This window comes from Streptomyces sp. NPDC021093 (assembly GCF_044333135.1).
GTDB lineage: Bacteria > Actinomycetota > Actinomycetes > Streptomycetales > Streptomycetaceae > Streptomyces.
This window is the reverse complement of sequence record NZ_JBIRQJ010000009.1, coordinates 25,965-52,761: the sequence shown is the minus strand read 5'-3', so window position 1 is coordinate 52,761 and position 26,797 is coordinate 25,965. Positions and strand designations below refer to the sequence as shown.

The following is a 26,797-nucleotide window of genomic DNA, read 5'->3' as shown; positions in this document are numbered from 1 at the left end:
CTCCTTCAGGAGGACGTGTGGCTTGGCGGGTGGGCGGTGTCGGCGAACCGCAGGACGGTGCGGCACACGGCTTCGGCATAGGAATCGAGGTCGGCGAGCGACACGAACTCGCGGTCCGTGTGCGCCCCGTTGCGGTCCAGCCGTCCGGGACCGCAGACCGCGACGTAGCGGTCCGGTCCGCCGGCCCAGATCGCGTCGCAGGTGAACGGCGCCCCGTCGGTGTGCGGGGAGTGCCTGCGCAGCCCCGCGTCCCGCAGGACGGCCTCCATCGCCGGATCCCGGTTGGCCAGCGTCGGCAGGCCCTGCTTGAGCCAGTCGGTGCGTACGACGCGGTCCCAGTCGTCCGCCAGCCGCCGTGTCAGCGGATTGGCTCCGTGCCCGGCACGGAACGCCGCCCGCGCGGCGGCGAGCACCTCGCCGACCCGCCGCTGCATCCGGGCACCGGTGGCCGCGTCCGGGTAGGCGATGTTGAGCAGCAGCCGGCCGGAGCCGTAGACGCGGTTGTGCGCGGTGCCGGTGTGCAGCCCCGCGATCGTCACCCGGGCGCCGTCGGCGGCGGAACCTCCGCCCAGATCCTCGGCCAGACGAGTGGCGAGGAAGCCGAGCGCGACGGTGGCGTTGTGCCCCTGTTCCGGGTGGTCGTCCGTCGAGTCCTCGCCGTCCACGGTGACGCACAGCGTCATCGTGGCGGTCGAGGAGTCCAGGAACGTCCGGCCGGTGGGCTCGGCGAACAGCATCAGCCGCCCCACGTGCCCGAGCGAGGTCAGCCAGCGGGTGCCGAAGGAGCCCATGGCCCCGCCCTCCTCACCGGGGACCGAGCACACCCGCACCTCGACGGAGTCGGCGAGAGCGGGTTCCTGCGCGAAGGCGGCGGCCACCCCGGCCAGCGCGGCGACCCCGGGGCCCTTGTCGTCGACGGCCCCGCGCCCGTACAGCACGCCGTCCGCCAGCCGGGGCGGCACGTGCGGTCCGACGGTGTCCATGTGGAAGTTGATGACGATGCGCCGCTCCGCGGGGGCCCGCACCGCGCCCGCCGCGACGACCACGGAGGGCTGGGTGGCCAGCAGACCCGGCTTCTCTCCGAAGAACTCCCTTACCGCACAAGGGACTTGAGTCCCCTCAAGGACCTCGGTGCCGGGTGCGTCGGCGAGCAGCAGCCGAAAGCCACGAGCCTGCGCCTCGCGGGCGAAGAGCTCCTGGGCCAGCACCGTCTGCTTCGGTTCGCCGCCCTCCAGCGGCGAGACCGAGGGAATGTCCATCAGGCGGTGCAGCAGGTCGAGGTCCGCAGCACCGAACGTGCCGGTGAGCGCCGTCATCCGCGCACCTCCAACTGCCCGGCAAGGCGCGGCCACGCCGCGCGCAGGCCGGACACATAGGCGCGGTAGGAGGACTCCAGGGCCGCGCTGTCACCGGTGACGGCGAGATGAGGCATGTGGACCAGGTGCGGTTCGACGCTGTACCACCCGTCGTACCCGTGCGCCGTCAGGTACGCGATGCTGTCCCCGAGCCCGGCCGCTCCCGCCCCCGGCTCCGTGGCGGCCACCTCGCCGTCCGACCCCCGTACGGCATCCTTGATGTGTACGTGATCCACGTGGGGCAGCACCTGGCGGACCAGGTCGGCGCCCTCGTAGCCGTACCAGACACCGTTGCCCGCGTCGAAGAGCAGGCGCAGGTGGTCGCTGGCCACATGGTCCAGCATCCGCAGAACCCGCTCGGTACTCCGCGAGGCCCAGCCGTGGCAGTTCTCGTGCAGCAGCGTGACGCCCAGCAGCCCGGCCTCCCGAGCCAGCGCGCGCATCCGGTCCAGGGCCGCGCGCCGCCATTCCGGGTCGCCGCGCCCGTCGTTCGGGTAGGACATGACACGCAGTCGGGAGCAGCCGAGGCGCAGCGCCCGCGCGGCGGAGACCTCCAGCACCTTCAGCTCGTCCGCGAAGGGCGTGGCGACAGTGGTCGACCAGCCCCCCAGCGGGGTGTCCACCACGGGGACGGTCAACCCCGCGGCGCGCAACGCGACCCCGGCGCGGTCCACGGCGGCCCCGTCCCACTGGTGGATCCAGCGGCCGTCGACCGTACGCAACTCCAGTCCCGTCAGGCCGAGTTCACGATGGATGCGCACCTGGTCGTCGAGCCCGCCCGCCGCCTCGTCCCCGATGCCGCACAGCTTCTGCGGCACGGTGCTCGCGGCGCTCACGCGGTGCCCCCGTAGAAACGGGTGATCTCGGCCGCGATGCGATCCACCGTCTCCAGATCCATCTCCTCGTGGAGCGGCAGCGCCACCACGCTCCGCGCCAGCCGGTCGGCCACGGGGAAGTCGCCACGGGCGTGGCCCAGATGCCGGAAGGCGGGCTGGAGCGGCAGCGGCAGCGGGTAGTGGACCATCGTCTCCACGCCCCGCCCCAGCAGGTGGGCCCGCAGCGCGTCCCGGTCCTCGGCCCGTACCGCGTACGTGTACACGCTGCGCTCGCCGAACCCGTCCGGCGGTGTCCGCAGGGCGGGTGCCAAGGGGCGCAGCCGCTCCTGATAGCGCTGCGCCAGTTCGCGCCGGCGCCGCAGCACACCGGCGAACCGGTCCAGGCGCCGCAGCAGGAAGGCGGCGGTCACCTCGTCCATACGGGAGTTGACACCGAGCCGGTGGTAGAGGAAGCGCACCGCACGGTCCTGGCCGTGGTTGCGCAGTTCCCGCACCCGGCCGGCCACCTCCTCGTCGTCGGTGAGGACGATGCCGCCGTCCCCGATGCCGCCCAGCGGCTTGCCGGGGAAGAAGGAGTAGACACCGAGGTCGCCGACGCTGCCGGCCGGGCGGCCGTCGATCGTCGCCCCCAGGGCCACCGCACTGTCCTCGATCAGCAGGGTCCCGTGCTCCGTCGCCAGCGCACGGAGCGCCCGCATGTCCGCGAGGTTGCAGAACAGATGCGCGGGCAGCAGGGCGCGCACCGGCCGACCGCCCCCACGCAGGGCGGCCGCGACCGACTCCGGTGCGAGCGTCGCCGTTTCCTCGTCCACGTCGGCGAACACCGGCTCCGCGCCGGCCAGCGCGATGGTGCTGGCGGACGCGATGAACGAGTACGCGGGCGTGACCACCCGGTCACCGGGACCGATCCCGTGCGCGAGCAGCCCCAGCTGCAGCGCACCGGTTCCGCTGGCACAGGCGATCGCATGCCGTACCCCCGCCTCGGCGGCGATCCGTTCCTCCAGCCGTGCCACGTTGTCCTTGAGGATGAACGAGTCGCTCCGGCTGACTTCCGCCACCACGTCGAGCACATCACCGCGCCACGAACGCGTGCGCTCCGACCAACCGTGGTACGGCACTCGGACGTCCTGGCTCATGACGACGCTCCCCTGTAGAACGCGCGCACCGCGTCGACGACATGGTCGACCTGCGCCTCGGTGAGATCCGGATACATCGGCAGTCCGACGGCACGCCGCGCGCTCGCCTCCGCCACCGGAACCGGATGGCGTACGCCAGGACGTCCGGCCAGGACGGGCTGCTGGGTGAGCGGGCGGGGGTAGTAGACCTCGGTCCCCACTCCGCGCGTCTCCAGGAACTCGACCAGTTCGTCGCGGCGTTGGCACTCGGCGAGGTACACGTACCAGACCTGGTTTCCGGGCTGGACGGTGGGACGCAGCCAGGGCACCTGGACCTCGTCGATCCCCGACAGCCCCTCGGTGTAGCGCGCGGCGAGCACGGCCCGGCGTTCGATCTCCTCCTCCAGACGCTCCAGCCGGGTCAGCAGCACGCAGGCCTGGATCTCGTCCAACCGGCTGTTCCAGCCGATGAGTTCGTGTGCGCGAGTGCCGTCGGGGCTACGGCCGTGCACGGTCAGCATGCGGGCACTCCGCGCCAACTCCTCGTCGTCGGTGAGGAGCATGCCCGCGTCCCCGAGGGCGCCCAGGGTCTTGGTCGGAAAGAAGGAGAGGACACCGGCACGCCCCCAGAGCCCCGCATGGCGGCCCTGCACCCGCATGCCGATGGCCTCCGCGCTGTCCTCCAGGACGGTCAGGCCGTGGTCGGCGGCGACCTTGGTGAGGGCGACCATGTCGGCCATCTGACTGAACAGATGTACGGGCATGATGGCCCGGGTGCGCGAGGTGATCGCCCGCTCGACCGCCTCCGGATCCAGGGCGTACGAGCCGGGCTGGATGTCGACCAGCACCGGTTCGGCTCCCACGTGGATGACCGAGGAGGCCGAGGAGAAGAAGGTGTACGCGGGGACGATCACTTCGTCACCCGGCCCGATGCCCGCCGCCCGGAGCATGATCGCCAACGCGTCGCTGCCGTTGTTGCAGCCCACGGCGAAGCCGGCCCCGGTGTACCGGGCGATTCCCTCCTCAAGTTCGGCGACCGCCTGCCCCGCGGTGAACTCACCTCGGTGCAAGACGGATTCGAGCCGTTTCTCCAGACGGGGCCAGTCGCGTCGTGCGGCCCGCGCCCAGCTGTAGAACGGGACAGTCGTCTCACTGCTCACGCAATGGCCTCCTCATGCGCTTCGGACGTGGTCATCGGTGCAGGGGGTGCGTCGTCGATGCCTGCCGTACGTGCGGCGAGCGCCAGTACGGCGGTCGCGTGGACATGGAGATCGAGGTCCGTACCGGCGGGCGGGGTACCGGTGTCGCCCGCGAGGTAGCGATAGGTATCGGCCAGGAAGCGGGTCAGCGGCCGGTCGGGCAGCGCCACGGCGGACCGTTGCCGGGACGACTCGAACACGCCCTCCCGTGCGTCGGCACTGAGGGGGTAGTCGCCCCTGGCCCAGCCGTGGGAGGCCAGGGCCGTCAGACTCCGGCGCCGGTGGGAAACGGTGAAGTCCGAGACCAGCTCGCTCACGACACCGGAGCGGTGACGTACGACCAGCCGGGCGCCACCGAGCCGGGCCACGGCCGGGTCACCGCCCGGATACGGCTCCGTCTGCGCAGCGAGGACGTCCGAGACCGGCCCGGCGAGGTGCAGCGCCAGCAGCAGCTGATGCGGCATTTCGATGTCGAACGCACTGCGGTGGCCGACGCCCCCGTCACCGGCACGCGGGGGACGCGGCTTGCTCTGTTCCATGACCAGCCGCTGAAGAACGCCGAGCTCGCCGATCTCGCCGAGCTCCCTGCTCAACCGGTGGGTGACCGTGCTGGACGGCCACACCGCCACGGGCACGAGATGCGCACCGGCCGATGCGGCGGCCGCCCTCATCGCCAGTGCCTCGGAGCGGGTGGCCGCGAACGGCTTCTCCACCACGACGGCGCGAGCGCCGAGGTCCAACAGGGCGCGCAGGACGGGCAGTCGGGAGCCCGGCGGGGTGGCCAGGTGAAAGACGGTCCGGTCCATGTCGGCCGCGGGGTGCCGCGCGAGTTCCCGCACGTCTGCCAGCCAGTGGGTACGTTCCGGCAGCGAGGCGGGCCGACGGGGGTCCACCGCGATCACGTCGGGGGAGTGCAGACCGGCCGAGGCCGTGGTGGCCGCCTCGTTCATCGCCACATGGTGCAGTTCTCGACCGGCCCGCCCGTACCCCACGATGACGGTGCGCAGGGGGCCGCCGGCCAGTGGCCGGATCTGTCGGCAGGTCCCCATCGGCCGAGACGAGTCGTCGGCGCACATGCGAACGAATCCCCCCCCGTTATGAAAGGGCGCCTGGCGGTGCCCTGTTGAAAGATGAACCTCGGTGAGGTCGGCCACAAGGTATGAGGGAACAGGAGGTACGTGTCCATGCCTCATTGGAGGTATCGCCCCTTCCCTGGAGGGCACTGAATGCAGCCAAAGAGGCAGGAAAGGGGGCGCAGTCGGGAGGCGGGGGAGGGCAGGAGTACTTCCATCGGGTGCGCGGATCCCCGCCGGGAGACATGGAGTGCCTCCGTCCGCAGCGGGGCCGCACCCCCTTCCGTGCGTACGCCGAACCGCCCTGGAGGTACAACTGCCGTGCCACACGGGGCAGATGGGCACGGCGCCCGCTGGATCACTCGGTCCTGGATGTGTAATATCCAGAACATGCAGATGAGTGAGGGTGTCGAGTGGGCGCTTCACAGCTGCCTGAGCCTGACCTGGGCCGAGCAGGGGGAAGCGGTCACCGCGGCCAAGCTCGCCGCGCTCTACGAGCTGCCGACGGCCTACCTCAACAAGCAGCTCCAGGCCCTGGTCCGCGCCGGGATCCTCATATCCAGCTCCGGCCCGCGAGGCGGGTTCAAGCTCGCGTGCGACCCGGGCCAAGTCACCGTGCTCGACGTGGTGACCGCGATCGAGGGCCGACAAGAAGCCTTCCGCTGCCAGGAGATCGCCAGAAAGGGGCCGGGCGGGCGTGCGAACGTCAACTACCGCGAAGCCTGCGTCGCCTCGCAAGCCATGCGCCGGGCGGAGATGGCCTGGCGCCGGGAGCTTGCCGCCCAGACACTCGCCGACCTCAAGGGCCAGGTCGAGAGCAGACAGCCTCGAACACCCGAGCTGACCAGGCAACAGCTCGCGAAGCCGTAGCGCTCCCCGCGCACCACGTGGGGACAAGTCGCGATCAAATTCTAGCTATTTACTGTCTTGAATGTGGAGGACCTGATGCAGGCTCGAATGGCAAACGTGTACCGGCTGGCACCCGGTGGCTACCGGGCCCTGGCCGCGATGGAACGCTTCCTGGACGACAGCGGCGTTCCCCCGCACATCCTGGAACTCGTCAGACTGCGCACCGGCCAGATCAACGGGTGCGGGACCTGCGTGGATCTGCACGCGTACCGGGCCGACAAGGCGGGCGAAACCACCGAACGACTGTGGGCCGTCGCGGCCTGGCGCGACGCGCCGTTCTTCACACCTCAGGAACGGGCTGCCCTGGCCCTGGCAGAGGCAGCCACGCGCATCGCCGACAACCCCGACGGGGTGCCGGATGAGATCTGGCGCCAAGCCGCCGAACACTTCGACGAGTCGAGCCTGGCGGCCCTGGTGATGGCCATCGCCTCAGCCAATGCGTGGAACCGCATCAACGTGGCCACCAAGCAGGTGGCCGGCTCCTTCCGCTGACCGTGCGGACGGCGCCCCTCCTCGACCGAACCGGCCGCCGCCTTGAACACCGCGTCCACCAACTCACCCAGGAGCACCGCAAGCCCTAGCAATCTCCAGCAATCTCCTGCAACACCACCGCCAACACCCAACGACCCCGCTCCGGTGAAAACTCACTCACCGCCGGCAAGGCTGCCCGACACTGGTTGCTTCGACCTCTTCACCTGCATCGTTCACGACGCGAGGCTGCCATGATCCTGGCTGAGCAAGATCCCGACCCCGAGAATTTCTGGATCGCACTGACCGTGCTGACCAGTCTCCTCACCGGCTTCCTCGGAGGCTGGGCGACCCTGAGGGCCGCGAACCCCAGACGTCAGCTGGCCTACTGGATGCCCGCAGCCACGCGCTTGCTGCACACATCAGACGTCGTCGGAGACCTCGTAGTGACACGAGGGGGACAGACCTTGCGACATCCCCATGTCCTCGACGTCAGACTGATGAACCGCGGCCGCCGGGACGTGGCCAGCAGTCACTTCGACAACGGCATGCCCATCCGGCTCGATGTCGGGGCCCCCATCGTCGAAATCCTGGGCGTCACCTCCGAACCAGACTCGCTGCACACCCCCACGTCCGCCGTGGAAGGCACCGCAGTCACCATCACACCGAGCCTCATCGCCAAAGGACAGACGATCTGCTTCTCGGTCCTTGCCGACGGGCCGACCCCCCGCCTCACCTGCCAAGCATCCCTCATTGATGTCACGGTCCAAGAGAGGCGGGACCCCAACCGGCAGCATGGACGGGACATCAGTACGGGCATCGCCATTGGGGCGTCCTTCGGCCTGGCGGGCGTGGTGTTTCTGCTCTACCTGACGACCTTCGTCTCGCTGGGCCCAGTGGAGGAACTCTTCGAACTCAGTATCCCGCTGATCACTCTTCTGGCCGGCGGAGCCTTCCTCATGTGGTTGCGCCGACGGCGGCCCACGAGACGCCCTGACCCGCGCTGAATGAACGGGTCACGGCCAGCGTTCCACCTCACGACCTCGTGCGTGGCCGGCGCGGGGGAGTGTTGAGATCTTGGCCGGCGTGTTGATCGAGCTGGTGTGGCGACAAGGTGCACTCCTTGCATCGCAACCGCCGCTACCTGCGACGACGCCAGCTCAAGCACACCATCCCCGCCGTCACCGGCACCGTCACCGTCGCCTCGTTCTGACTCCGACTCTGACTCTGGCTCCGCCCGCGACCTCTCGCGGGTCTAGTCGCCGGTTGTGCCGTCGAGCATCTCGCGCAGGATGTCCAGGTGGCCGTTGTGCCGGGCCGTCTCCTCGGTGAGGTGGAGGAGGATCCAGCGCAGGTCGACGTGGAGGCCGTTGCGGATGGTTCGCCGGGCCTGCTTGTCCAGGCTGTTCCCGGCGACCAGTTCGCGGTAGTGGTCGCTCTGTTCGGCGTACTCGTCGAGCAACTGCGTGAGCGGGAAGTCGACGGCGATACGCATCTCGCGGTCGGGGTCCTCCTCGGTCCCGGGGCCCTGGTCTTCCTCGCCGAGGAAGACCGCTTGGAACCAGTAGTGCTCGACCCAGCGGAGGTGGTTGATCACTCCGCTCATGGTCATCAGCGGTGAGCCCGGCAGGAGTGCCTTGCGTGCGTTCTCCGCAGAGACGCCGTCACATTTGGCGCGGGCGGTGTTACGTGCGTAGTCGAGAAACGTGGTGAGCTGGGTGCGGTCGTCCCACGCAGACGGTGTGTCGTTGATTCTGGTCATCGCGCGAAGCGTCTCCGACCATCGCGACCGGTGTCGAGGCATTAATCGAGGGCCCCAACCTGTTGCACCCAGCTCCTTGCCCGGCGGGCCGATACGGCGATTCAGCACTGCTGGGCCGCCCGGCATGATCTGCCGGACAGGTCCTCAGCGGCCCGGGTGAAGTTGGTTGTGTGGGGCAGGCGCTCGTCGGGAGTTCAGCTTGCGGACTTCTGGCAGGGGAAGGTCTTGCGCAGTTCCGTGCTGCCCCACTGCAGACGCCACGCGAACGGGTAGCACCCCTGCAGGCTTCGCTCCACGGCGAACTTGAACACGGTGGACTCGCCCGGGGCGATCCTCACGTCGCAGGCCGTGATGTAGGGGTCGCCGTAGATGCGGGCTCGCTGGCAGCGAGGGTCCTTCGTGCGAGCGGCGCCGGTGTGGAGTTGCAGCTGGGCTCTGTTGATGGTGTTGCCCTGGGCGCGGGTCACGGTGATGGTGAGGTCGGTGTCCTGTCCGGGTGTCAGGTGGCCGGGGGTGAGGGCGACGCTGAACGGCATCCGGACGCGGGCGGTGGTGAGGGTGAAGGTCTTCTCGGTCGTGCCGGCCTGTGTGCTGTTGCCGATGTGGTCTCCACTGCCCACGGCAGTGACCGAGCTGATCACTTTGTAGGTGCCGGGTCCGACGTACGGCACCGGGGTGTCGATCTCTCCGGTGGCGACCTCGTTGCCGTTCCGGTACATCTTCCACGAGCCGTAAGTGGAACAGACCTTCTGTTTTTCGTAGCCGCCGATGATGGGCGTGAAGCAGTCGGCGGGGGCGGAGACCGTCATGAACTGACCGTTGGTCCGGACACAGGAGTTGACGTTGGCCTTGGCCCCCTCGATGCCCGGGAACTTGGTGGTGCCACCACAGTGCCGTTCGGCCGATGCGCCCGTGGGCGCGCTGAGGGGCAGGGCGGGGGCCGCGTAGCTCGCGGACGTGCCGACCACGCCGAGCAAGGCGGTGGTCAGGCCGAAAAGGAGAGTTCGTCGCATGACGGGGCTCGTCTCAACAGAAGGGGAAAGCGGGACGGCCGCGGTCTGCTGCCCGCCGCCGCGCCACGCCCGTGACCGGGGCACGCGCCGTCCTACTTCACCCGAACGCCGCCCGTACATCGGAGGGCACCCGCCCCCTGCCACGGCGCAGGCGCACGCCGTGCCCACTTGTTTCGGGAACGACTCCGGCTCGGTCTACCGGCTTGAAGTCTGGGGCCAGTTCTCCTCCGTCCAGCCAGCGGGGAAAGCAGCGCAGGGAAGCAACGCACTGGTCGACCCGCTCGGCGGCAGCCCTCGCCGGACTGTCGCAGACCACCGTCTCGAAAACCTGGCGGGCCTTCGGCCTCAGGCCCGGCCGTTCGTACGGCACGAAGCCGCCGATGAAGGCATGCAGGATCTGCCGGTGGGTGGTGCCTTAGCCGTGAGGGCCGGACCGGGATCGGATATTCGGTGTTCTGCCCGCCCATGAGGACACAAGATGATGCGCATGACTTTGGCCACCCCCGTACTGCATACCGCTCGCCTGCGGCTGCGCCCCTTCACCGACGCCGACGCGGACCGCCTGTTCGCGCTGCACAGCAGCACTTACGTGATGCGTTACTGGGACTCCCCGCCGTGGACCGAGCGGGCCCGCGCCGAGCGTTTCATCGGGATGTGCCGGACGATGGCGGACGAGGGCACCGGGGCACGGCTCGCCATCGACCGTGCTTCTGACGGGGCCTTCGTCGGCTGGTGCGGTCTGACCGGATGGAATCCGGACTACCGCAGCGCGTCGTTGGGCTATGTCTTCGACGAGGCGATGTGGGGCCACGGCTATGCGACGGAGGCCGCACACGCCGTGCTGCAGTGGGCATTCGACGCACTGGACCTGAATCGGGTTCAGGCCGAGACCGATACGCGCAACGTGGCTTCTGCCCGAGTCCTGGAGAAGGTCGGATTCGTGCGGGAAGGGACGTTGCGGGAAGACTGCGTGGTGAACGGAGAGGTGTCCGACTCATGGGTGTTCGGACTGATCAGGCGGGAGTGGCGGCCGCAGGCCGGGCCGGTTCCAGCCCGCGAAGTGCGGAGTTGAGTCCGCTTCTGGTGGAGGACCACGTTCGGGTTGAGTGGCGAAGTCCCTTCTTTGCGGGAGGCTTCGCGAAGGTCTGGCCACGCGCATGACGTGAAGGCCCGCACATCCACTCCTCTCACTCACAGGACTGATCCCTGATCTGCCCAGGGGCACGGGCCGGCACCGGTAGATGCCGCGCTGGCACCGCCCCTCGGTCACTTCTTGCTGAAGGCACTGGTGCGGCGTTCTTCCCGCTTGACGGCCACAGGCTTGATCTCGATCTCGCGCATGATGGACACCTCCTTCGGCTTTCTGGTCGTACGCAGTCCAAACGCACGCATCACTTCCCAAGAAGCAGGGAATGGCCCAACCGGCCCCTCGGCGGACCGCAGTTGCCCGAAAACCGCCGCCCACGGGGCAATCCAGCGATCTTGACCGAGAGGTGCCGGCGGAGACGTGCTTGACGTAGCCACACCGCTTCCATACCCGCCCTCGGGCCGACCCGCCCTGCCGGGCGGAATGATGAGGTGCAGCCCCGCAGCCCCGAACCCCACGCCATCGAACACGTCTGGCGTTGAGCCAAGTACGAGGACTACCCCCCACCGCGCCCCTACCCGCGTCAAAGCCCCCGCCTCTGCCGTAGACCGGGCAATGACCCACCAACGGAACCTCGTTCAGGGATCAGCAGCAGACTTCACAGAACCGCTGACGGCCTGGTGCGCAATTGCCTCGCGCATGAGCCGCCCCGCGATCTACCCTCGCGGCCATGACGTCACACGATGCGCCTGCAGGCCCCCGGATCGCGCCCGCTAGTAGGGCCAGGCCGGTGATCCGGCAAGAGACCGCTGAAGATCACCGAGAGGTGCGCGAGGTTCATGCGCGCGCCTTCGGTGACAGCGATCGGGTTCCCGGGCTCGTGGCGGCACTTCGCGTTGCGGAGGCCGCATGGGCGCCGATGTCCTTCGTCGCTGTCGTTGATGACCGGGTCGTCGGGCATGTCCTGCTGAGCGCGACGCGGTTGGACGCTCCGCGTCGGATCGTGGACGTCCTGTCGCTGTCACCGCTGGGCGTGGTCCCTGAGTTCCAGCGTCAGGGCATCGGTACGCAGCTCGTCGCCCACGCCCTTGAGGCGGCCGACAGCCAGGGTGTGCCGTTGGTGTTCCTGGAGGGTTCGCCGCACTACTACGGCACGCGCGGCTTCGAGGGCGCCAGTGCGGTGGGTTTCCGTTCGCCGTCGCTGCGTATCCCGGAAGCCGCGTTTCAGGTCGCCCGGTTGTCCGCTCACGAGCCGTGGATGACGGGCACCTTCGTCTACTCAGAGGCCTTCTGGGCCTTTGACTGCGTGGGCCTGCGGGACCCCGAGGCCTGACCCCGAGGCCTGAGGGGCTGCCCGACTCGACCTGATCTTCAGGACTGTCACAGTGGCGATGTTCGACTCGCCGTCGGGTTGCGTGTGATCAGCGAGGCGTCGGGCCGTCATGTGAACAGGGCCGTAGGGGTCATGGGACGTGTAGTCCCCGTGGCGCTGCCAGCATCGGCCTGATCGGCATGACGGCCCGCTACGCCCTGGCCGCCGGGTTGCACATGGTCGTCGAGGTCATCCTGTACGTCGACCGGCACGCCACGAAACCTGATCTGGCGTACCTGCGCCAGGTCACGGCGAGCACCTACGCAACTGGTATCGCACGCAGGGCCTCCTGCCCGGCGGTCTGGAGACCATCATCGAGGCTGGCAGCGCCCTGGATGACACGGTGAAGCGCATCCTGCGCGAAACGGGCCTCGACGAAGTGTCGGCCGTCGATCGCCGAGCCGACACCGGACGGAGCCCAGCGGCCGCAGCGTGGGCATCGACCGCTGTGCACTCCGCGGGCCCCATGCTTCTTCCGTCTTCTCGCGTCCTGGCCAGGTGGGCTTGCCGGGGACGGGGACGGGGACAGGCCGGAGCGAGGGTTCGTGACCTGCATTGGTGCCGTCGCCTGCGGACCCGCTGGGAGATACGCGACGACAGCATGGTTGGCGCTCTACCAGGGGATGTTGCCGTCGCGGTCGGTGAAGGTGGAGGTCGGGCCGTCGGTGTCGATCTGTGCGGCGCGGACGATGGCCTCGGCGCCTTCGGCAACGGTCTGGATGCCCGTGTTGCCGTTGAAGTCGGTGGCGGTGAAGCCGGGGTCGACGACGTTGATCCGCATGTTCGGGTAGATCTTGGCGTACTGGACGGTGAGCATCGACACCGCGGCCTTGGAGGCGTTGTAGGCGGGGGCGGCGAACTGGCCCTCCATGCGCGAGAGGTCGGTGGTGCGGCCGAAGGAGCCCAGGCCGCTGCCCACGTTCACGACCACGCCCTTGCCGGCCTGAAGCAGCGGCACGAAGGCGTGCATCATGCGGACGATGCCGACCACGTTGGTGTCCAGGACGGTGAGCATGTCCGACCCGGTCGGGCCGTCGTCGTCCGAGGGGTCGGCGATGCCGGCGTTGTTCACCAGCACGTCCAGCGCCCCGCTCTCGGTCCCGACCTGCTGGGCCGCCGCTTTCACGGAGGCGTCGTCGGTGATGTCGATGACCAGTGGGCGGGCGTTCGACCCGAGTTCTTGGGCGGCCTGCTCAGCCTTGGCCTGGGAGCGGGCCCCGATGTAGACGGTGTGACCGGCCGCGAGCAGCTGGCGGGCGGTCTCAAGGCCCAGGCCCTTGTTGGCCCCGGTGATCAGTGTCGTCGTGCTCATGGCTGTGCTCCTTGAGTGCCGGCCCTGCGGGGCCGGCACGGCCGTCGTCTCCCGCGCAGTGCGCCGACAGGTGACCGAAAGAGTCACTCTCAGCTATGAAAGTAGGTGCTCCTGTTGCTCTGCGCGCTCACAAAGACCACCGTAGGAGTCATCTAGGTCAGATGATGTCCGCTTTGCGGCTGGGCGCAGGGCCGGAGTAGAGCCCCTGAAGATCATTTCGTGAGGGGTTCGGAGAGAGGCGGTTCCGACGGGGGTGGCCGGACGGCCGGAGCGGGGCGCTCGACCCCTTGGACGGACTCGACGCGCTCGCTCAGTTCGGCGCGCACCCGCCTCCTGGCCCCGGCCGCGCCACCATCTCGGCCCCGGCACACCCGACGACGGCCCGCCCCGTCCCCGTACCGTCCCGCCCTGACACAGCCCGTCGAACCGGTCTCCCACCCGCTTCGCCGTCGTACCGCAGGGTTGCCCGCCCGCGCGATCCGCGCAGTCAGAAACGGGACTTGCTCGCCGGGAGTCGAGCTAGAGGCGGAGGGTGGCGCGGACTTCCCGGGAGACCGCGTCGTCACCAAGGAGTTCGTTGTGGTCGAGACAACCGACGGCGTTGTTGACGGCACCGGTCAGCGGCACACTGTCGTCGGGGTTGATGACCTCGTCGCAGTTCGACCACCAGGTGGCGTAGTGCACGGCCCCGGGTGTCTCGTCGCCCTCCGCGAGCCGCTTCTGGACGTAGGAGCCGGGAGTCATGTCGCGGCACGCCTGGTCCCACAGGGCACAGGCCCAAGCAGTGCTGGTGCCGTGGTTGGGACCGGCAAGGGAAACCCAGTGCGCCACGGACGACTGGCCGGCGGGGTCGAACTTCGCGTACCAACGGGTGACGAGGCTGCCGAAGGAATGGGCGACGAGATCGACGCGGCTCGCTCCGGTCTGCTGCTTGACGCTCTGGACGTACGCGGCGAGTTCGCCGGACAGGGCTTCGTTGACCGACTGGTGGGTGTCGTAGCCGAAGGAGAAGAGCTCGGCCTCGGTGTACCCGTCGGCCTTGAAGTCCTCCCGCAGGGCGCCCCATACGCCGGGGTCGGCGTTGTAGCCGTGGACGAAGACCACCGGGATGCGGGTGGCGTCCGTGCTTCGCGCCGGCGCCTGCGCATGGACAGTGGCGGCCGGCAGGAACAGGGCCACGACGACGGCGAGCAGCGGAACGGCGATCCTGCCGCCGAACCGGGAGCCGGGCTTCAGCACACTTCCCCCTACGACCTGTTACGCACGAGTAGTCAGGAGCATGGTGGGGCCTGCGGGCGCGGATGAACAGCCCCGTGCACCGCTTCGCTGACCTACCGTCCGCACCGTGAACGGGCGGGTGAAGGAGCGCTTCGCGGCGATCGGCACCGCCGATCTCGGACTCAGCCATGTACCCACCGAGAAGGATGTCAACTGCACCAACTGTCTTGGCAGGGGCGGTTGATGACAGTTGAGCCGGACGGCATCAGCACCCGGCGTGCGCGCGGCTGTTGGGCGAAGGACGCGGCAATGCAGGTCTTGCCGGTTGCGGTCGTCGTGATGACCTGCGTCCGCAGCCCCCCGGACGGCAACGAACCGCCGGCGGGCACATGGAGGACCCCCCCCAACTCGGCGCGGGCGTACACGTCAGCTCGCGTGGCGAAGGTCCATCTCGTCGTCCGCCCACGGGAGTCCGAGGGCACTCAACTGTTGGAGTCGCTCCTCGTTGAGGTCGCTCCGTCGTTGGCGTGCGGTGTGGAGGCGTTGACGGAGCCGGACCATCACCCCGTCCACGCTCACGGTGTACGCGGGGTCGACGATGTGCCGCCCGCGTTCATCCACCAGGGGCCCGATCTGGTCGCGGTGGTGTTCGGCGGCTCGGACGAGGAGTTGGAAGCGCTCGCTGCGGCTGCGCCGCCGTACCACTGCCAGCAGCTCGCCCGGTGCCCCGTGCCCCGCGGAGTCCTTCTCCGCACCCGTGCCCGGAGCGGTGGCGGGTGCACGCCCGAGGCCGCGTTCGACTAGTCCCTGGCGCTGCTCCGGTTTCAGCTGGTACCACCGGTGGTGCTGCCCCGTCACCCACTTCCCGAGATCCTCGCCACCGTACCGACGTGACCCGCCCAGGAGCTCACCGACCGTGCCGCCCTCCCGCAGGTACCGGTCGATGAGTTCCAGATGACGCTGCCACGCGGCATCCCACGGCCCGATCACCCGCCAGGGCACCCCGAGCCCGTCAAGAGCCGCCACACGCCCCGGCCAGCGGACAGCGAAAGCCGGGCGCCGGCAATCGGTCATGATCCGCCCGATGCCCCGGTTCCGCCCCTCGACCTCGATGGTTTCCTCACGCCGGGGGAGGAGATGCCCCTGCCGCACCGCGTACGCACCGATGGCATCCCAGGCGGTGTTCCACGCATCGATACGGGGCGCCCACTGGATCCCCAGCCCTTCCAGCTCCCGGGTGAGGGCTCCGGCGAGTTCACCGGCGCGGTAGGCCTTGCGCCAGCTCTCCACCTGCACCCCCAGGAGAACCTCACCCTCCCGGTAATCACGCGGGACTCTCAGATGCCCGGAGCGCTGGTGGAAGCGGTGCGCGGCGGCCAGAGCGCGGGAGGCGTCCCCCTGCAGCCCCTCCCTGACCTTCAACTTGACCCACTGGGCGATCTCTCCGGCATCCCGCTCACCGAGCAGGAACCGCAGCACCCCCACCCGCTCCTCCTCAGCCGCATCCTCCGCATCGAGGAGCGTGTGCGGCTTCCGAGGACTGGTGAGCTGATCGATCAACGTTTCGCTGTGAGACCGCAACGCCCGCAGAAGAGCAACCACCGGCTCCCACGCCGGACCGTACAGATCAGTCCCGCTGCCCGGCCCGAGATGAACGACCGGCACCACGATCGTCGCCACCTTCTCCGGCAGCCCCGCCCCGGGTCCCACTCCACCCTCCCCGCCGCCCTGCTCCGCACGGGCCCGCTGCCCTGCGGGGATCCGCAGGGCCCGCCCGACACACTGGACCAGGTCGACGGCCCCGCCGCGCGGGTCGATGAAGGCCACCGCGTCGACGGCAGGCACGTCAACACCTTCGGACAGCAGGCGTACGGATGCCACTACCGCGCAGTCCACCGCCCGGCCCCGTTCGTCCAGACCCTGCACGAGCATCTCCCGCAGCACCAGGTGCCGCCGGGACACAGGATCCTTCGCGGACAGCACCGCCCCCGCCACCCGCCGCGGCACCGCCACCCCGGCCTCCCGCAACCGCACCGCCTGAGCCGCGAGACCGGAAGCGAACGCCTCCGCGTCCTGGACCCGATTCGCGTACGCCAGCACCCGCTTCAGCCGGTACTTCCGCGCCGCCTTCAACACCGCCGTCTGCTGCGCCGCGAGATACAGTCCCCGAACCCGCTCGCTCGTACGCCCTTCCAAGGCGACGGCCTCCTGCAGGACCGGGTCGTTGATCTCCGCGACCACGATCTGAAACCGCGCCGCCAACCCCGCAGCCTGAGCCGCCTGCAGAGACAGCTCGTACGCCACCGGCCCGAACCACGCCGGGTTGTCCATCGACGCCAGCGGACGCTCCACCCCGACCACCGGCACCCGCACACCCCGCACCGGAACCTCAAGCTGCGCCCTACCCGCCTCAACAGCCACTGCCTCAACGCTCTCGGATCCCGCTGCTACGCCCTCGTCGTCGGGCCAGGAGAGATCCGTTGTTGCCCCGCCGCCGTGGGGCAGAGTGCTCCAGATCCGGGGAGTGGCTGTCAGGGCGAGCCGCCGCACCGCGGGCAGCGCCGTCTGCTCGTTGACCAACGACCAGCTGGTGGTGCCGGCACTTCGATGCGCTTCGTCGGTGATGATCAAGTCCCAGGCGGGCAAAGGGCGGATGCCGGGGAGATCGAGGGCATGGGCGTCCACAATGGTCGGGATGGAGGCGTAGGTGGTGAACACCGTCCAGGTCCGATGCCCCTGCTTCTCCAACTGCTGCCACCACCAGGCCAGTTGAGCCGGAGACATAGTCGAGGGAACGTCGTACTGGACCAAAGCCTGATCGCCGGCCCCGAGGGAACACACGGCGGCCATCGCTCCGCGGCGCCCACCATCCCGCCGGAAGGCAACCAGGTTCTGCCGCACGAGTTCCAACGTGGGCTCCACCACGAGGACCCGTCCACCCCCGGCCACCCGGTTGGCCACCTCGGCCGCGAGCCGCGTCTTGCCCGTCCCGCACGCCATCCGCACCTGCGCCCGCAGACCACCGTCAGGGACGGTACCGGCCGGAGCCTCCAGGGCACGAACCACCGCCTCGACCCCCGTCGCCTGATGCGGCATCAACTTCTGCATCGAACCCTCGCTCCGCACCGCGGCCACGCGACTCAGGACAGCCACCCGCCCTCTGGGATCATCCGACACGACTCCATTGTCTTTCAGACAAGACTGCCTGGCTCGGCTGATCGGTGGGAACCGAACCCGCCGACACCCCGCGCGTCGCGCCAAATTCGGGATCGACGCACGGTGATGAGGAAACGGCGGGGCCGTTACTTTTGAACCTAGTCGTCAACTTCGGCAGAACTCACAAGCCGCCACGGCGGCTCTGGGACGGGGTGGCGGCCGAAATCGACAGGTGGTTCTGAGCGACGGCCGTTCCCGAGCCGCTATGGTGCCGCTGTGACTGGTGTTCGAACTCCCGGGCGTCTGCTGGCGGTCAGTGACCTGCATGCGTCGGTACGGGGGAACAAGGAACTCGTCGAGAACCTACGGCCTCAGTCTCCCGGCGACTGGCTCGTCGTGGCGGGCGACGTCGCGGAAACCGCCGAGGAGGTGCACCGCACCATGGCGATGCTCGCGGACCGGTTCGAGACGGTGGTCTGGACGCCCGGCAACCACGAGTTGTGGACCCTCCCCTCGGACGGACTCGGCCTGCGCGGCGAGGCGCGCTACCTGCATCTGGTGGAGATGCTCGGGGAACTCGGCGTCGTCACCCCCGAGGACCCCTACCCGGTGTTCCGCTCCGCGCACGGGCCGCGGCGGATAGCGCCGCTGTTCCTGCTCTACGACTACACCTGGCTGCCCGAGGGCGCGACGTCCAAGGCACAGGGCATGGCGGTGGCGAAGGAGACGGGGCTGGCGTTCAAGGACGAGGCCCTGCTGCATCCCGACCCGTACCCCAGCCGTGAGGCCTGGTGCTCCGCCCGGGTCGCCCACACGGAGCGCCGGCTCGCACAGGTGGACGACCCGGACGTTCCGCTGGTGCTCGTCAACCACTATCCGCTGGTCCGCGAGCCGACACGGGTGCTGCGTCACCCGCATCTGGCGATGTGGTGCGGTACCCGTCGCACCGAGTCGTGGCACCGGCGGTTCCATGTCGCCTGCGTGCTGTACGGACACCTGCACATCCCGCGCCGTACCGTCCACGACGGCGTGCCCTTCCACGAGGTCTCCATCGGCTACCCGCGGGAGTGGCAGCGGCACGGCCATCCGCACGGTGTGCTGCGCCGGATCGATCTCTCCGCGGCCACCGGGCTCCCCGCGGGCGTCGACCCCTCCGGCGGCATCGGCCCCTCCGGCGCCATCGGCCGCCCCTTGGAGGACGGCGGCCCCTCCCGGGGTGCCGGACGGGCGTGAGCCTGCTGGGTCCGCTCCTGCCGTCCTGCGTGCGGGTGGCCGAGTCCTTCGGGGACCCGGCGGCGGTGTTCCTCTTTCCCGAGGAGGAGAAGGCCGTAGAGCGGGCGACGGACCGCAGGCGCCGCGAGTTCGCGACGGTGCGGCACTGCGCGCACCGGGCGTTGACGGCTCTGGGGCGTACGGCAGAACCGTTGGTCCCCGGCCCGGCCGGAGAGCCGCGGTGGCCGCCGACGGTCGTGGGGTCCATGACCCACTGCGAGGGGTATCGCGCGGCGGCCGTCGCCCGCGGCGCCGAGGTGGACTCCCTGGGTATCGACGCGGAGCCGCACGCGCCGGTTTCCGCCGGACTGCTCGCGAGGACGGCGCTGCCGCGGGAGCGGCGGCTGGTGGCCCAACTGACCGACCACGCACCGCACATGCACTGGGACCGGCTGCTCTTCAGCGCCAAGGAGTCCGTCTACAAGGCGTGGTACCCGCTCACGGGCCAGTGGCTGGGCTTCACGGAGGCCGAATTGGACATCAGCCCCACCACAGGAACCTTCCGCGCCCGGCTGCTGCGTTTCGGACAAGGCTCTGCGGGAGAACCGCTGGACGTCTTCCACGGCCGCTGGAACATCACGCACGGCCTCGTCCTGACCGCCGTCGCCCACCTGCCCGGACTTCGCCCCGCGTGGAACACGGAGATCCCGGCGGAACACAAAGATCAATAGGGGGGAAAGATCCTTGCGGAGTCCGTCCTGAACTGCCCTTGACGCCCCGGCCCGGAAGAAGGCATTCTGTTCCGAATGTCGCCTCTGAGTAATCAGTGAGCAGGAGGGCACGAGTATGGATCACTTACCGGAACCACAACTTGGCGCCGATCTTTTCCTGTTACACGCGCCCAGCGTTTTCGACTTCCGCGAGCGCGACGACATGCTGTTCGCCTATCTGAGCGACAGCGACAGCGTTAATGTCACCTCGGTCTACGAGATCTACCCCATCGGCTGGTTCTCTATCAAACAGCGCCTGGCCGACAACGGGTTCGACACGAAAATCGTTAATGTCGCCTCGCTTATGCTCATGCATCCCGAACTGGATGTCAAGAAGCTGATCTCCCGCTTCGAGGCCCCGATTTTCGGATTTGATCTGCACTGGATGGCGCACTGTCAGGGATCGGTCGAACTCGCGGCCCTCGTGAAGGAAGTGCATCCCGAGGCGCTCACGATCTTCGGCGGCATCTCGGCGACCTACTACGCCGAGCAGCTCATCCAGTACCCGAGCGTGGACGTCGTGGTGCAGGGCTACGACACCCTCGACCCGGTCACCGAGCTGGTCACCAGGGTCCGGCAGGGCCGGAGGGACTTCCGCTCCATCCCCAACCTCCTGTACAAGACCGACGGCGAGGTGCAGACCACCGGCTTCTCGCACACGCCGGAGAAGAACTACAACAACGTGCGCAACGACTGGTCGTACTACCGCGACGTGACCGACGCGGGGCCGGAGGGCTCCAAGCTCATCATGACCCTGCCCAATACCGGCTGCGCGCACGACTGCGGCTGGTGCGGCGGGTCCAGGTTCGCCTACCGCAACATCATGGGCGTCCGCAGGACCCTGATCCAGAAGGACAACGACCTCGTCGTCGAAGAGCTCCGCACCATGAGCGAAGCGGCGAAGCGCACCTCGATCTACGCGCTCCAGTGCTATTCCGAGAACCGCACACGAATGCACCAGTATCTGGACGCCGTGAAGGAGCTCGGATACAAGAGCGTGCACTTCGAGCAGTTCAGCCTGACATCGCCCGACATCCTCAAGAAGATGGGCGAGTCAACGGATTCCTACATCATGCTCTCCCCGGAGTCCCACGATCTGCGGATCAGCAAGGCAGCAGGTCGCGGGAACTACACGATGGAGCAGATGGAGGAGTGGATTCCGCGCGCTCTCGATGCCGGTGTGAAAGGCATCATGATCTGGTACTTCATCGGGATGCCGTACCAGGACCGACAATCGGTCATGGACACGATTGCGTACTCCGAGCGACTCATCCGCAAGTTCGGCGGATGGGGAGCGCTTCCGCTGATCTGCCCGATGGTGCCTTTCCTCGACCCGGGTTCCCAGTTCTTCGAAGAACCGGAGAAGCACGGCTACACCATTCACCACCGGACGCTGGAAGAACACCGCCGGGCCATGGTCGAACCGCTGTGGCACCGGCGCCTGAACTATTCGACGAACTGGCTCGACAGGCGCCAGCTCCAGGACGTCTCCTACGAAGCGATCAGTCGTCTGGTGGAGATCAAGGGCGAGTACGGGGTGCTCCCCGCCGGTTTCTGCAAGGCCGTACTCAGGACCATCGACGAGACGCGGACGCTGCTCGGGGAAATGGAGCGGGCGCTGGAGCTCGACAAGAAGCTGCCTGCCGATCTGCGGGACCAGATCCGCGACTACAACCGCAAGGTCCTGTCGTACACGAACGACCAGATCATGCCCGTTCCCCGGCCCCTCGGCGGCCGTTGGTTCGACGATGCCACCGTCCCGCCGGAGCTGATCCAGGACGTGCTGGTGTCGTCGGCCGCCCCGTCGCAGGTCCGCGGGGCGTAAATGAGGATCGCTGTGATCGGTGGTGGTCCCGGCGGGCTGTACTTCGGCGTGCTGGCACGTCGGCTCGGCTTCGCCGACGAGGTGACCGTCTGGGAGCGGCACGAGCCCGACGAGACCTTCGGGTTCGGTGTGGTGCTGTCCGACCGGGCGCTGGACGGGATCGAGCGCGCCGACGCGGCCCTCGTGGCCGAGTTGCGGCCGATTCTCGCCCGCTGGGACGACATCGAGGTGCACTGCGCCGGCTCCACGTTCACGGCGGGCGGCAACAGGTTCACCGCGGTGAGCCGCACCGGCCTGCTCACCGCCCTGCAGCGGCGCTGTGCCCGGCTCGGCGTCCTCGTGCGCCACGGCGGCGAGATCACCGACGCGCAGGCCCTCGCCGCCGACCACGACGTCGTGGTGGCCGCCGACGGGGTCAACTCCCTGACCCGGCAACGACTTGCCGCGGCCTTCCGGCCCTCGGTGCGCACCGGCGCGTGCCGGTACATCTGGCTCGGCAGCAACATGGAGCTCGACTCGTTCAAGTTCTACGTCGTGGACACGCCGGGCGGGGCCTTGCTGGTGCACGCGTATCCCGACTCCGACCACTCCAGCACCCTGGTTCTGGAGATGTCCGAAACCGCCTGGCACGCGGCCGGGTTCGCCGACGTCGCTCCTGCGCAGCTCGCGCCCGGGGAAGGCGACGAACGGTCGATCGAGATCATCTCCGAGCTGTGCAAGGACATCCTGGGCGGGCACAAGCTCCACGGGAACAACTCGCGCTGGCTGCGCTTTCCCACGGTGCACTGCCAGAGCTGGCGGCATCGCAACATCGTGCTGATCGGTGACGCCGCCCACACGGCGCACTTCTCCATCGGCTCGGGCACCCAGCTCGCGATGGACGACGCGTCGGCCCTGGCCCAGTGCCTGCACGCACACCCGGACACGGAAGCAGCCCTGGCCGCGTACGAGGCCGAGCGCCGCCCCGCGGTCCTTTCCCTGCAACGCGCCGCGCGGGCCAGCCAGGAGTGGTTCGAGAACGTCGACCGGTACACCCGCCAGGCGCCGCAGCAGTTCGCGGTGAACCTGCTGACCCGCAGCCGCCGGGTCTCCTACGCCGGTCTGCGTCGGCGCGCCCCCGAGTTCGTCGGCCGGGCGGAGCGGTGGTTCGCCGAAGCGGCGGACGGCCGGGCGGGCCCGCCGATGCTCCAGCCGTTCACGCTCGCCGGGGTGGATCTGGTCAACCGCGTCGTGGCCGCCCCCGGCGAGGTGTTCTCCACGCGCCGCGGTGCGCCGGACGACTTCCACCTGGTGCACCTGGGCGGCGCGGCGCTGGGCGGGGCCGGACTGGTGCTGACGGGGCCGCTGTCCGTTTCCGCCACGGGCACGGCCGCCCCCGCTGGAGCCGGGCTGTACACCGGGGAGCAGGAGGCCGGGTGGCGGCGGGTGGTGGACTTCGTCCACGCGCACTCACCGGCGAAGGTCGGCGCGCAGCTCGGCCATTTCGGACCGGACGGCTCGGCCCCGCCGCCGGGCGAGCTGCGCCGCGCGTTCACCGCGGCGGCCCGGCGCGCCGTCGACGGGTTCGACCTGCTGGAACTGGACTGCGCCCACGGCGGTCTGCTCTCCTCGCTGCTGTCCCCGGCGGCCGACGGACGGGGCGGTGAGGGCCGTTCGCTGCGCGAGCGCCTCGCCTACCCGCTGGAGGTGTTCGGTGCGATCCGCGAGGTCTGGCCCGCGGAGCGGCCGATCAGCCTGCGCATCTCACCGGCACGGTGGTACCCGGACGGAGAGGGCGCCGATGAAGTGGCCGAGATCGCGGACGAGTTCGCCGCGCGCGGTGCGACGGCGCTGCACGTCTGCGCCGACAGCCAGAGCGACGCGGACAGGTACGCGGACCGGATCCGCAACCGGTCCGGACACGACAACGGGCTCGCCGTCATCGCGGCGGGCCCGATCTCCGCGGCGGACGTCAACACGATCGTCCTGGCCGGGCGGGCGGACCTGTGCGTCGTCGACGGGTCGCCGGTGAACTGGCCCTGGCACGCCGCGGACGGAACGTCTCCTCGCTCTGCCACACACGACCAGCCCTGACCGATCAGTCACCACCGAGAGGACACCGTGCTTCCTATCGCAGATCTTGGCCTCCTGCCGGAAAGCGCGGCGGAGGACCATGGTGAGACCACCCTGGCTGCGGACACCTCATGGGAATCGGCCTGCCGAACTCCGCACACGGTGAGCGACTTCGCCGTCGTGGTCGCGGACTATGCCGACCGGTTGTGGGCCGCGGGCGTGCGGCCGGGCGCGGTGGTCGCCCTGGTCAAGCCCAATCACTTCGACATCCAGGCCATTCAGTGCGCGGTCGTCCGCATCGGTGCGCTGCCCGCGCTGCTGTCGGTGCAGATGGAACCGGCCGATCTCGTGCGCTGTCTGGAGGACCTCCAGCAGCCCCATCTCGTGACCGACGCCGAGGGCGCCGCCCTCCTGCGGCCCTGGCAGGACCAGCTCGACAAGTGCGTCACCCGCGTCCTGCTGCTCACCGCCGACGCCGTGTGGGCGGGAGGGGTCCCGCTCGTTGACACGGCGCCCCACCGGGTCACCCGTCGTGCGGGCACGGATCCGGTTCTCGTCACGCACTCGTCCGGCACCACCGGGAAGCCCAAACTCCTCGTGCACACGGTGGACTCCCTGTTCGCCCACGTCGCCCCCCAGATCGGCGTGGTGCAGTCGCTGAGCTACTCCGGGACCAGCGCGAAGTGCCTGTCCTTCGTGCACGTGCGGATGTCGTCCGGGCTCCTGACGGTGCTCCACACGGGACTGCCCTTCCTCGGCATCTCCTCCCCCGAACAGGGGGCGGTGTCCGAGGCGCTCCTGCGGCACCGCCCGGAAACCCTCGAAGCCCAGCCGAACATGTTCCTGCGCTGGGAGCCCCTGGCGCGCGAAACACCGAACCCCTTCAGCTCGGTGGGGCGCTTCATCAGCAGCTTCGACGCCCTTCACCCGCGCACGCTGCGGACGCTGCTGGAGGCCTCGGACCATCCGAACCCGACGTTCGTCCAGGCGTACGGGCAGACCGAGACCGGCCCGGTCACGCTGCTGGTCACCACCCGTGCCGACGTCAGGGAACCGGGGCGGCTGGACTCCCGGGACGTGGGCGCGGCGTTCCCCGGCATGGAGATCCGCATCGTGGACGACGCCGGGGCGGAGCTTCCCGTCGGCACCCCGGGCCACATCGAGGTACGTACCCCCGCCCGCGCCGAATCGATGCTCGGACACGCGCCCCTGCCCGGCCGGGACACCTGGTGGCCCATGCGCGACATCGGCATGCTGCGGCCGGACGGGCACCTGGAGCTCTACGACCGGCAGGTGGACCAGGTACCCGGGGTGCCCAGCACCCTGCGCGCCGAGGACGTCCTGCTCGACGAACTGCCGGAGCTGGCCGAGGTGGTGATCACCTCCAGGGACGGTGCGGTCGCGGTGGTGGCGGCCACGGCCGACGGCAGGCCGTTGGAGGAGGAGCGCCGGCGGCGTGCGCTCGACAGGGCGGGGCTGCCGCAGGACACCAGGGTCGACCACCGGCGCTGGGAGGAACTTCCGTTCACCGGCACGATGAAGGTCCGCCGGCACCGGCTGCTGCCCCACGAGGCCCGCGGATGAGCGGTCCGGCCACGGAGGCGGAACCGGCGGCGCACCGGTTCCTGCCGTCGGAGAGGAAGGCCCTGGTACTCGTACTGGGCGCCGCCTTCATGCTGCTCGCCGACACCTCGATCGTGAACGTCGCCGTCCCGAGCCTCCAGCAGGACCTCGGGGCCACCGTGCCGGACGTGCAGCTCGTGGTCGCGGGGTACGTGGTGGCCTACGCGGTGATGCTCATCACCGGCGGGCGGCTGGGAGACCTGTACGGCAGACGGCGCATGTTCATGATCGGCGCGGTGTCCTTCACCCTGGCGAGCCTGGCCTGCGGACTGGCGCAGGGGCCGGGTGAGCTCATCGCCGCCCGTGTGTGGCAGGGCCTTTCCGCGTCCGTGCTGTATCCGCAGATCATCGCGACGGTGCACCTCACGGTGGCGGCGCAGCGGCGTGGGCGCGCGTTCGCGCTGCTCGGGGCGGTCATCAGCTGCGCCACGATCGCGGGCCCCCTCATCGCCGGTCTTCTCATCGCCGCGGATGTCGCCGGTCTGCAGTGGCGCCCGATCTTCCTGATCAACATCCCGGTCGGTGTCGTCCTGGTCGCGCTGGCACCGCGCATGGTGCCGGCGCACAGGGGACTGCGCCTGCGGCTCGACTACGCGGGCTCGTTCATCGTAGTCCTGATGCTGGTCACGCTGCTGGTGCCGCTCACGATCGGCCGCGATCAGGGCTGGCCGCTGTGGGGGTGGCTGCTGCTCGCCTGCGCGCCCGTGCTGGTGGCGGTGTTCCTCTGGCTGGAGGCGGCGCTGGAGCGGCAGGACAAGGTCCCCCTGCTGCGGCCGGGCCTGTGGGCCGATCCGACGTTCCGGCTGGCCCTGGCCCTGTACTTGGTGTACTTCTCCGCGGTGGTCCCGTTCTTCCTGTACTTCTCCATCACGCTTCAGTACGGCCTGGGTTACGGCGCGCTCGCCACGGCGGCGGCGATGGCGCCGTACGCGGTGGGAAGCACCCTCACGTCCCTGTGGTCGGCGCGCATCGTGCAGCGCTTCGACGCGCCGCGCACCATTCTCACGGGGTCCGTCGTCTGTGCCGCCGGCAGCGCTTTCATGATCGCCACCTTGTGGTGGAGCGGCTCGGGGGCGAACGTCGGGCTCGTGATGGTGCCCTCGATGGTGTTCACGGGACTGGGGCTCGGCCTGGTGCTCGGGCCGTTGCTGAACTTCGTCATCTCACGGGTGAGGCACGACGATTCCGGCGCGGCCTCGGGGGTGCTTTCCACCGCCCAGCAGATCGGTTCCTCGCTGGGCGTCGCCGTGATAGGCCTCGCCTTCTTCCGGGGCTTCCACGGAAACCTGACGGATCTGGGCTACCGGGAACTCCGGATCAACATGATGCTCGGTCTGGTCGTGGTGACGGTCGCGTTTCTTCTGGCTTCGGTGCTCGTCTGGCTCATCGCGCGACGGGGCCGCGGGGACGGTGTTGTTTCATGACAGGGAAGGTGGGAGC

At 69.3% G+C, this 26,797-nt stretch carries 23 protein-coding genes; 12 read left to right on the top strand and 11 right to left on the bottom strand.

What is annotated here, in order from left to right; translation table 11 throughout:
* Positions 1-5 precede the first annotated feature (5 nt).
* Genes ACH4SP_RS27560 through ACH4SP_RS27540 form a run of 5 tightly spaced genes read right to left on the bottom strand, consistent with a single transcriptional unit; the run spans position 6 to position 5,554 of the window.
* Entirely contained in the window at positions 6-1,316 is a 1,311-nt protein-coding gene (locus ACH4SP_RS27560) for a M20/M25/M40 family metallo-hydrolase (RefSeq protein ID WP_398418484.1), read from the bottom strand.
* On the bottom strand, positions 1,313-2,191 hold the full coding sequence (locus tag ACH4SP_RS27555) for a sugar phosphate isomerase/epimerase family protein (protein ID WP_398418482.1): 879 nt from the start codon (positions 2,189-2,191) through the stop codon (positions 1,313-1,315). Before ACH4SP_RS27555 ends, ACH4SP_RS27560 begins: the two co-directional genes overlap by 4 nt.
* Positions 2,188-3,327: a DegT/DnrJ/EryC1/StrS family aminotransferase gene (locus ACH4SP_RS27550; protein ID WP_398418481.1), complete on the bottom strand. Its 1,140-nt coding sequence runs from the start codon at positions 3,325-3,327 to the stop codon at positions 2,188-2,190. Before ACH4SP_RS27550 ends, ACH4SP_RS27555 begins: the two co-directional genes overlap by 4 nt.
* A complete protein-coding gene (locus ACH4SP_RS27545) occupies positions 3,324-4,466 on the bottom strand; it encodes a DegT/DnrJ/EryC1/StrS family aminotransferase (protein ID WP_398418480.1) in 1,143 nt (380 codons plus the stop codon). Before ACH4SP_RS27545 ends, ACH4SP_RS27550 begins: the two co-directional genes overlap by 4 nt.
* Positions 4,463-5,554, bottom strand: a complete 1,092-nt coding sequence (locus ACH4SP_RS27540) for a Gfo/Idh/MocA family oxidoreductase (RefSeq protein ID WP_398418478.1) — start codon at positions 5,552-5,554, stop codon at positions 4,463-4,465. The genes ACH4SP_RS27545 and ACH4SP_RS27540 overlap by 4 nt, the downstream gene beginning before the upstream one ends.
* A 414-nt stretch (positions 5,555-5,968) precedes the next feature.
* Here ACH4SP_RS27540 and ACH4SP_RS27535 point away from each other — a divergent pair, with 414 nt between their 5' ends.
* From ACH4SP_RS27535 to ACH4SP_RS27525, 3 genes are all read left to right on the top strand, one after another.
* Positions 5,969-6,448, top strand: a complete 480-nt coding sequence (locus tag ACH4SP_RS27535; RefSeq protein ID WP_398418477.1) for an RrF2 family transcriptional regulator — start codon at positions 5,969-5,971, stop codon at positions 6,446-6,448.
* A gap of 63 nt (positions 6,449-6,511) precedes the next feature.
* Positions 6,512-6,979, top strand: coding sequence for a carboxymuconolactone decarboxylase family protein (locus ACH4SP_RS27530; protein ID WP_398418475.1), 468 nt, complete (start codon positions 6,512-6,514; stop codon positions 6,977-6,979).
* Positions 6,980-7,209: 230 nt separating this feature from the next.
* Entirely contained in the window at positions 7,210-7,962 is a 753-nt protein-coding gene (locus tag ACH4SP_RS27525; protein WP_398418473.1) for a hypothetical protein, read from the top strand.
* A gap of 248 nt (positions 7,963-8,210) precedes the next feature.
* Here ACH4SP_RS27525 and ACH4SP_RS27520 read toward each other — a convergent pair whose 3' ends face one another.
* Together ACH4SP_RS27520 and ACH4SP_RS27515 are read right to left on the bottom strand one after the other, a co-directional pair.
* On the bottom strand, positions 8,211-8,717 hold the full coding sequence (locus tag ACH4SP_RS27520; protein ID WP_398418471.1) for a DinB family protein: 507 nt from the start codon (positions 8,715-8,717) through the stop codon (positions 8,211-8,213).
* A gap of 194 nt (positions 8,718-8,911) precedes the next feature.
* Positions 8,912-9,730, bottom strand: a complete 819-nt coding sequence (locus tag ACH4SP_RS27515) for a hypothetical protein (protein WP_398418470.1) — start codon at positions 9,728-9,730, stop codon at positions 8,912-8,914.
* Positions 9,731-10,217: 487 nt separating this feature from the next.
* Here ACH4SP_RS27515 and ACH4SP_RS27510 point away from each other — a divergent pair, with 487 nt between their 5' ends.
* Positions 10,218-10,802 carry a GNAT family N-acetyltransferase gene (locus tag ACH4SP_RS27510; RefSeq protein WP_398418468.1) on the top strand — a complete coding sequence of 195 codons (585 nt, stop codon included), beginning with the start codon at positions 10,218-10,220 and terminating at the stop codon, positions 10,800-10,802.
* A gap of 194 nt (positions 10,803-10,996) precedes the next feature.
* On the opposite strand, the gene ACH4SP_RS27505 is transcribed toward ACH4SP_RS27510, so the two are convergent.
* Positions 10,997-11,122 carry a hypothetical protein gene (locus tag ACH4SP_RS27505; RefSeq protein WP_398418466.1) on the bottom strand — a complete coding sequence of 42 codons (126 nt, stop codon included), beginning with the start codon at positions 11,120-11,122 and terminating at the stop codon, positions 10,997-10,999.
* Positions 11,123-11,607: 485 nt separating this feature from the next.
* On the opposite strand from ACH4SP_RS27505, the gene ACH4SP_RS27500 reads away from it, so the two are divergent.
* Both ACH4SP_RS27500 and ACH4SP_RS27495 read left to right on the top strand, forming a co-directional pair.
* Entirely contained in the window at positions 11,608-12,150 is a 543-nt protein-coding gene (locus ACH4SP_RS27500) for a GNAT family N-acetyltransferase (RefSeq protein WP_398419130.1), read from the top strand.
* 179 nt (positions 12,151-12,329) lie between these two features.
* Positions 12,330-12,536: a hypothetical protein gene (locus ACH4SP_RS27495; protein WP_398418464.1), complete on the top strand. Its 207-nt coding sequence runs from the start codon at positions 12,330-12,332 to the stop codon at positions 12,534-12,536.
* A 266-nt stretch (positions 12,537-12,802) separates the two neighbouring features.
* Here ACH4SP_RS27495 and ACH4SP_RS27490 read toward each other — a convergent pair whose 3' ends face one another.
* From ACH4SP_RS27490 to ACH4SP_RS27480, 3 genes are all read right to left on the bottom strand, one after another.
* Complete coding sequence (locus tag ACH4SP_RS27490) at positions 12,803-13,501, bottom strand: SDR family NAD(P)-dependent oxidoreductase (RefSeq protein WP_398418462.1); 699 nt, start codon at positions 13,499-13,501, stop codon at positions 12,803-12,805.
* 519 nt (positions 13,502-14,020) lie between these two features.
* The gene (locus ACH4SP_RS27485; protein WP_398418460.1) at positions 14,021-14,740 is read right to left on the bottom strand and encodes an esterase/lipase family protein; all 720 of its coding nucleotides are present in this window, start codon (positions 14,738-14,740) and stop codon (positions 14,021-14,023) included.
* A gap of 405 nt (positions 14,741-15,145) precedes the next feature.
* Positions 15,146-17,827 carry a Helicase associated domain protein gene (locus ACH4SP_RS27480; RefSeq protein WP_398418458.1) on the bottom strand — a complete coding sequence of 894 codons (2,682 nt, stop codon included), beginning with the start codon at positions 17,825-17,827 and terminating at the stop codon, positions 15,146-15,148.
* Positions 17,828-18,151: 324 nt separating this feature from the next.
* Here ACH4SP_RS27480 and ACH4SP_RS27475 point away from each other — a divergent pair, with 324 nt between their 5' ends.
* The 6 genes from ACH4SP_RS27475 to ACH4SP_RS27450 all read left to right on the top strand — a co-directional run bounded on the left by ACH4SP_RS27475 (position 18,152) and on the right by ACH4SP_RS27450 (position 26,781).
* Positions 18,152-19,108: a metallophosphoesterase family protein gene (locus ACH4SP_RS27475; protein WP_398418456.1), complete on the top strand. Its 957-nt coding sequence runs from the start codon at positions 18,152-18,154 to the stop codon at positions 19,106-19,108.
* A complete protein-coding gene (locus tag ACH4SP_RS27470) occupies positions 19,105-19,818 on the top strand; it encodes a 4'-phosphopantetheinyl transferase (protein WP_398418454.1) in 714 nt (237 codons plus the stop codon). Before ACH4SP_RS27475 ends, ACH4SP_RS27470 begins: the two co-directional genes overlap by 4 nt.
* A gap of 115 nt (positions 19,819-19,933) precedes the next feature.
* Positions 19,934-21,682, top strand: coding sequence for a cobalamin-dependent protein (locus ACH4SP_RS27465; RefSeq protein WP_398418453.1), 1,749 nt, complete (start codon positions 19,934-19,936; stop codon positions 21,680-21,682).
* Positions 21,683-23,755, top strand: a complete 2,073-nt coding sequence (locus ACH4SP_RS27460) for an FAD-dependent monooxygenase (RefSeq protein WP_398418452.1) — start codon at positions 21,683-21,685, stop codon at positions 23,753-23,755.
* A 141-nt stretch (positions 23,756-23,896) separates the two neighbouring features.
* Positions 23,897-25,318, top strand: a complete 1,422-nt coding sequence (locus tag ACH4SP_RS27455; protein WP_398418450.1) for an AMP-binding protein — start codon at positions 23,897-23,899, stop codon at positions 25,316-25,318.
* Entirely contained in the window at positions 25,315-26,781 is a 1,467-nt protein-coding gene (locus ACH4SP_RS27450; protein ID WP_398418448.1) for an MFS transporter, read from the top strand. Before ACH4SP_RS27455 ends, ACH4SP_RS27450 begins: the two co-directional genes overlap by 4 nt.
* Positions 26,782-26,797: the final 16 nt, after the last annotated feature.

What these genes read in the sequence shown, in the direction of transcription:
- ACH4SP_RS27490 (WP_398418462.1), bottom strand. Translation starts at nt 13,501, where the DNA reads ATGAGCACGACGACACTGATCACCGGGGCCAACAAGGGCCTGGGCCTT.
- ACH4SP_RS27560 (WP_398418484.1), bottom strand. Translation starts at nt 1,316, where the DNA reads ATGACGGCGCTCACCGGCACGTTCGGTGCTGCGGACCTCGACCTGCTG.
- ACH4SP_RS27510 (WP_398418468.1), top strand. Translation starts at nt 10,218, where the DNA reads ATGACTTTGGCCACCCCCGTACTGCATACCGCTCGCCTGCGGCTGCGC.
- ACH4SP_RS27460 (WP_398418452.1), top strand. Translation starts at nt 21,683, where the DNA reads ATGAGGATCGCTGTGATCGGTGGTGGTCCCGGCGGGCTGTACTTCGGC.
- ACH4SP_RS27520 (WP_398418471.1), bottom strand. Translation starts at nt 8,717, where the DNA reads ATGACCAGAATCAACGACACACCGTCTGCGTGGGACGACCGCACCCAG.
- ACH4SP_RS27540 (WP_398418478.1), bottom strand. Translation starts at nt 5,554, where the DNA reads ATGGGGACCTGCCGACAGATCCGGCCACTGGCCGGCGGCCCCCTGCGC.
- ACH4SP_RS27525 (WP_398418473.1), top strand. Translation starts at nt 7,210, where the DNA reads ATGATCCTGGCTGAGCAAGATCCCGACCCCGAGAATTTCTGGATCGCA.
- ACH4SP_RS27535 (WP_398418477.1), top strand. Translation starts at nt 5,969, where the DNA reads ATGCAGATGAGTGAGGGTGTCGAGTGGGCGCTTCACAGCTGCCTGAGC.
- ACH4SP_RS27480 (WP_398418458.1), bottom strand. Translation starts at nt 17,827, where the DNA reads ATGCAGAAGTTGATGCCGCATCAGGCGACGGGGGTCGAGGCGGTGGTT.
- ACH4SP_RS27550 (WP_398418481.1), bottom strand. Translation starts at nt 3,327, where the DNA reads ATGAGCCAGGACGTCCGAGTGCCGTACCACGGTTGGTCGGAGCGCACG.
- ACH4SP_RS27450 (WP_398418448.1), top strand. Translation starts at nt 25,315, where the DNA reads ATGAGCGGTCCGGCCACGGAGGCGGAACCGGCGGCGCACCGGTTCCTG.
- ACH4SP_RS27495 (WP_398418464.1), top strand. Translation starts at nt 12,330, where the DNA reads ATGACGGCCCGCTACGCCCTGGCCGCCGGGTTGCACATGGTCGTCGAG.
- ACH4SP_RS27465 (WP_398418453.1), top strand. Translation starts at nt 19,934, where the DNA reads ATGGATCACTTACCGGAACCACAACTTGGCGCCGATCTTTTCCTGTTA.
- ACH4SP_RS27505 (WP_398418466.1), bottom strand. Translation starts at nt 11,122, where the DNA reads ATGCGTGCGTTTGGACTGCGTACGACCAGAAAGCCGAAGGAGGTGTCC.
- ACH4SP_RS27515 (WP_398418470.1), bottom strand. Translation starts at nt 9,730, where the DNA reads ATGCGACGAACTCTCCTTTTCGGCCTGACCACCGCCTTGCTCGGCGTG.